Consider the following 5,570-nt stretch of genomic DNA (forward strand, 5'->3'; position numbering starts at 1 on the left):
CTAATTTTGTTAAGTTTTGTATTTTTAACGTATCGTATTTGGTGTTATTTTGTGAACCATAACCTATACATGAGAAAGCATTATGAGCGAAAAAATAAACAAAGAAGCACTTCACGCCCTCAAAATAGCATTTACTTATATGCCTAAAGCCATAGAAGTAACCAAATACGAATACGGTGAACGATACCAAACAGTACTTGATCACATTGAAGCTGTGCGCGAAACACTATTAATAAACGATGTCGATCCAGAAGAAGTTGGTGGCGATATAAATCCTGAGTACACACCAAATTCAACCTACTAAATATAAAGCGCTGAGCATTATATGATCAATATTTCACTCAGCGTTATATTAACGCTCTAAATAAAACCTTATGTTTTATAAAACATAAGGTTATAAATTTAAAGTAAATACATCAACTTTAGTTATCATTGATTAAAACTGCTAAACTTACTCCATAATGAGTAAAGTGCTTTAGTTGGCATTAATATTATATAAATTGGATGAAAGTTGACGGGGTTTTTCTTTTGAATTTTTTAAGACGTTTTCATGACATAGTCTCAAGCCAATCACTTGATTTTGAAAATAAAATAGATAAACTTTTAATCTTTGGATTAGAAGTATTTGATCTAGAATTAGGTATTATTAGCAAGGTAGACGAAAGTACCTATACCGTTTTATACGCTATAACCCCCGACAACTCGCTTTTGCCTGGTACCGTGTTTGATTTAAACGGAACTTACTGCGTACATACTCTTTCAGCTGGCTCTGCACTTGCGTTTCATAAAACATCTCAAAGCTCGATTGCAAACCACCCTTGTTACAAAAATTTCCAGTTAGAATCGTACATCGGTGCACCAATAAAAATTGGCGATGAAATATTTGGTACCGTCAATTTTTCATCTACAAAAGACTCATTGGCTTTTAATGACGATGCTTATGATTATATAGAACTCTTTGCACAATGGTTAGGCTCAGAGTTTGCAAGCTCGCTTGCAAAAAACCAATTAATAAAAAATAGTAATACCCTACTAAAACTAGAAAACGTTGCAAATATAGGAACTTGGGAAGTCGATTTAATAGAAAACAAAATATATTGGAGTGAACAAACCAAACGTATTCACCAAGTTTCAAATGACTATCAACCTTTTATGGAAGGTGCGCTAGAATTTTACAAAGAAGGCTCTAGTCGTCAAAATATAAGCCAAGCCGTTGAAGCAGCAATAGAAAAAGGTGAGAAGTGGAATCTAAACTTACAGATCGTTACAGCTAAAAATCAAACATTGTGGATATCAACCTTTGGAGAAGCTGAATTTGATGGTGATCAATGCATTCGTTTATTTGGAACATTTCAAGACGTAACAGAATCAATGATGTTACGCGAAGAACTTAAACAAAAACAAGCAGAAGCCGAACGTTTGCTTGAAGACCGAAGCATGTTATTTGCTAAAATAAGTCATGAATTAAGAACGCCGCTTAACGGCATTACCGGTATGTTAACCACATTAATTGATGAACATAGTGAAAAAATACGCGCCGAAAAAATAAAAATAGCACTTAGAAGTGCTGATATTTTGCTAAGCATAATAAACGAAGTGCTCGATTTTTCTAAAATTAACCATGGCGAGCTAAAACTAGAGCCTACGAACTTTTTACTAAAAACAATTTTTACCGATTTAACGTCGTTATACACACCCCTATTTAAAAACACACAGGTAACGCTGCATGTAGATAATACAATTGATAATAATTGTTGGGTGTTTACTGACAATACTCGACTTAGCCAAATTGTTTCCAATTTATTAAGTAATGCACTTAAATTCACCGAAAATGGTTCTGTAACACTAAAAACAAGCATTAGCCAAAATAAGACCAATCAAATTTTAAATATTGAAGTATCGGATACTGGCCGAGGTATGAGTAAAGCCTTTTTACAATCGCTATTTTCTCCATTCTCACAAGAAATTGACGCTAAAAATGTAAAAGGCGGTACAGGCCTTGGCCTTGCTATCGTAAAAGAACTTGTAGAATATATGGGCGGAAAAATAAAGGTAAATAGTGCGCTAAATAAAGGTACCACTTTTTTATTAAGTATCCCAATAGAGGCGGGACAAGAGCAAGAGCAAGAAAGTATTAAGTCAAATTTAGATACTAATGGCAGTCAATTATCTGTGCTTGTCGTTGATGATAACGACATTAATAGGCTTGTATTACATGCTTCGTTAGACAAGCTAACAATTAAAGCCGACTGCGCAGTTGACGGTCATGACGCCGTATTAAAATGTCGCCAAAAACATTATGATCTTATTTTTATGGATTGCGTAATGCCAATCCTTGACGGATTTGAGGCAACAAAGCAGCTTAGATCAGAAAGTATCTGTCCACATGAAGAAACCTACATCGTGGCTTTAACTGCTAATACTTCTTCACAAGACAAACTAGCGTGTAAACAAGCTGGTATGGATATGTTTATATCAAAACCTTTTAAACTACCCATACTTGAAAAAGCCGTTATTAATGCACTCGCACATGTAGCAAAAAATAACTAATATTTATTACTTTATAAGGATATAAAAATGAAAATATAATTAGAACTATATTATTAATAGTATTGGCTATTGCTGTACTTAAAGGATTTTCAACAGGCCAATGGGACTCATTAATCACAGTAATTATCGTATCTGGTGTTTTATTATTATTTACATTTATCAGTGCTAAATCACCGGGTAGATCATCTGGTTTTACTAACTCTGGTTCATCACATTCTCATACAGATTGCGGCGGCGATTCTGGTGGTGGGTGCGATTAAATCATGTGCTAATTCTTAAGCATTAAAAAAGCCGCCTTTGGAGAAGGGCGGCTTGGGTGAACAAACAGCTATGGGTGTAACCTTGCTGTTATATCAAGAGAGTTTTTACTAATTACATTAAGCAGCGCTTTGATCTTGATCAGTTTCATCGCTGTGGCGAATTAAATAATCAAATGCGCCTAAGCTTGCTGTTGCACCACTGCCCATTGCAATAATAATTTGTTTAAACGGAGTATTGGTTGCATCCCCCGCGCCGTAAATACCTGGTAATGAAGTTGCGCCTTTAGCATCAATTAGTATTTCACCAAATTTGCTTAATCCAAGGTCGCTGTCTTTTAACCACTCGGTATTTGGTATTAAGCCTATTTGTACAAATATACCAGCAAGTTCAAGCTCTTTGCTCTCCCCCGACACTCTATCTGTGTACATTAAGCCAGTTACTTTTTTGCCATCACCAAGTACTTCGGTTGTTTGTGCACTTTTGATAATAGTAATGTTAGCCATACTTTTAGCTTTACGAATAAGCACTTCATCAGCACGTAGTGTGTCTGCAAATTCAAGTACCGTAACGCTTTGCACAATATTAGCTAAATCGATTGCCGCTTCTATACCTGAATTACCACCACCAATTACAGCAACAGGTTTGCCTTTAAATAAAGGGCCGTCGCAATGTGGGCAATATGCCACACCGTGGCCACGATATTCTTGCTCCCCTGGTACGTTCATTTCGCGCCAGCGTGCACCAGTGGCAAGTACGAGCGACTTAGCTTTAAGTACTGCGCCATTTTCAAGTGTAATTTCGTAGCCATTGTTATAACCAAGTGCCGCTGCCCGCTGATTATGCATTACATCTACATCGTATTCTTTAACGTGCTCTTCAAGCTGAGCAACCAATTTAGGCCCTTCGGTCGCCTTAATCGAAATAAAGTTTTCTATTGCTAATGTATCTGCAACTTGCCCACCAAATCTGTCGGCAACAATACCTGTATTTAACCCTTTTCGTGCTGAATAAATTGCAGCCGACGCACCCGCTGGGCCGCCACCAACTACAAGTACATCAAACTCGTCTTTTTCGCTTAGTGCTGCTGCTTGTTTAGCAGCCCCTTTGCTATCTACTTTATTAAGTATGTCAGTAAGGCTTAGTGCACCTTGGCTAAATGGTTCGCCATTTAAATATACAGCCGGTACAGCTAAAATATTTCGCTCTTCTACTTCATCTTGAAATAATGCACCGTCAATCATGGTGGCTTTAATATTGCTGTTTGTCGCTGCCATAGTATTAAGTGCTTGGACTACTTGCGGGCACGTTTGGCAACTTAAACTTATGTATACTTCAAAGTTCAGCTCTTGTGTAAGCGATTGTATTTGCTCAATGTCTTCGCTTTTAGCTTTACTTGCGTGTCCGCCAGTATGCAAAAGTGCTAACACTAAACTTGTGAATTCATGACCCATAGGTACGCCTGCAAACGTAATATGAGTGTTTTTAATAGGTGAATGTACAACCATTGACGGGCGACGTGCGCTTGTATCAGGATTGCTTATTACAGTAAATTTATCGCTTAGTGAGGCTAAATCGTTTGCTAAGCTTTCTACTTCTGCTGATTTTTTGCTGTCATCCAAGGCAATAAGCAGCTCAACAGGTTGAGTAAGCGATTCGAAATGGCTTTTTAATTGATTTTTTATGTTGTTATCTAACATGGCTTAACCCTTTTAGGAAAATTTAAACAGCAAGCCTCCCATGCCAAATAATGCATGTGCTTAAACAAGTATATTGATATAGGAGGCACCAACAAACGGATGTTCGTTGATTTAAGGGCAGGTAACTGCCCTTACTTGATTGAAAAATCTGGTACTTAGATTTTACCAACTAAATCTAGTGAAGGAGCAAGTGTGTCTTCACCTGGATGCCAAGATGCAGGACAAACTTCACCGTCGTGAGTTGCAATGTATTGTGCAGCTTGTACTTTACGAACGAGTTCTTTAGCGCTACGGCCAATTCCTAAATCGTGCGTTTCGATAATTTTAATTTCGCCTTCTGGGTTCATTACAAATGTACCGCGAAGCGCTAAGCCTTCCTCTTCAATCATCACGCCAAAGCTGCGTGTAATACGCCCTGTTGGGTCACCAATCATTGGGTAAGTAATTTTACCAATTGTGTCTGACGTGTCATGCCATGCTTTATGAGTAAAATGAGTATCAGTAGATACAGAGTAAACCTCAACGCCCATTTCTTGAAGTTGTGCATAGTAATCTGCAAGGTCACCTAATTCGGTAGGACATACAAATGTGAAATCTGCTGGATAAAAGAAGAAGATTGACCATTTACCTAAAACATCTTTTTCAGACAATTCTACAAAGTCACCGTTGTGGTAAGCGGTTGCATTGAATGGTTGTAATTTTGTATTAATTAATGAAGTGCTCATGGTATTTCCTCGTCTATGTTCAATGTATTTAAAAGTAAACAACGCTTTGGTTTAAAACGACCTTCTGCGTTGGCTTGATTAATACAATAAGGCTAATTGGAAATTAAATAAAATTGATTATTTAGATTAAAGCAATCGATTTTTTGGTATTGAACTATGCCACACCTTTTATCGTAAGAATTGTTTGAATTGTAAATGCTGGCGAATTATTAAGATCGCTAACCGCAATACTGCTACAATAGCCGCGCTTCAAATAAGTCATTAAATATAAGGCACACCGTAATGGAAAAATTTGTTAACCACTATACCAACTAGGTTACTTAGGCTTAATCCCGTT

Annotated in this window: 5 protein-coding genes; 3 read left to right on the plus strand and 2 right to left on the minus strand. The window is 37.1% G+C overall.

Annotated features, from left to right (window positions below):
- Window positions 1-82: 82 nt before the first annotated feature.
- The 3 genes from P20652_RS12065 (at window position 83) to P20652_RS12055 (ending at window position 2,810) form a co-directional block, all read left to right on the plus strand.
- Window positions 83-304, plus strand: a complete 222-nt coding sequence (locus P20652_RS12065) for a hypothetical protein (protein WP_008167507.1) — start codon at window positions 83-85, stop codon at window positions 302-304.
- A 224-nt stretch (window positions 305-528) separates the two neighbouring features.
- Window positions 529-2,550 carry an ATP-binding protein gene (locus P20652_RS12060; RefSeq protein ID WP_008167509.1) on the plus strand — a complete coding sequence of 674 codons (2,022 nt, stop codon included), beginning with the start codon at window positions 529-531 and terminating at the stop codon, window positions 2,548-2,550.
- Between the two features lie 62 nt (window positions 2,551-2,612).
- Window positions 2,613-2,810: a hypothetical protein gene (locus P20652_RS12055; protein WP_008167511.1), complete on the plus strand. Its 198-nt coding sequence runs from the start codon at window positions 2,613-2,615 to the stop codon at window positions 2,808-2,810.
- Between the two features lie 117 nt (window positions 2,811-2,927).
- Here P20652_RS12055 and ahpF read toward each other — a convergent pair whose 3' ends face one another.
- Both ahpF and ahpC read right to left on the minus strand, forming a co-directional pair.
- Window positions 2,928-4,508, minus strand: coding sequence for an alkyl hydroperoxide reductase subunit F (gene ahpF, locus P20652_RS12050; RefSeq protein WP_008167513.1), 1,581 nt, complete (start codon window positions 4,506-4,508; stop codon window positions 2,928-2,930).
- Between the two features lie 155 nt (window positions 4,509-4,663).
- The gene (gene ahpC, locus P20652_RS12045; RefSeq protein ID WP_008167514.1) at window positions 4,664-5,233 is read right to left on the minus strand and encodes an alkyl hydroperoxide reductase subunit C; all 570 of its coding nucleotides are present in this window, start codon (window positions 5,231-5,233) and stop codon (window positions 4,664-4,666) included.
- Between the last annotated feature and the right edge of the window lie 337 nt (window positions 5,234-5,570).

Origin of the sequence: Pseudoalteromonas sp. BSi20652 (assembly GCF_000239855.1) — a bacterium.
GTDB lineage: Bacteria > Pseudomonadota > Gammaproteobacteria > Enterobacterales > Alteromonadaceae > Pseudoalteromonas.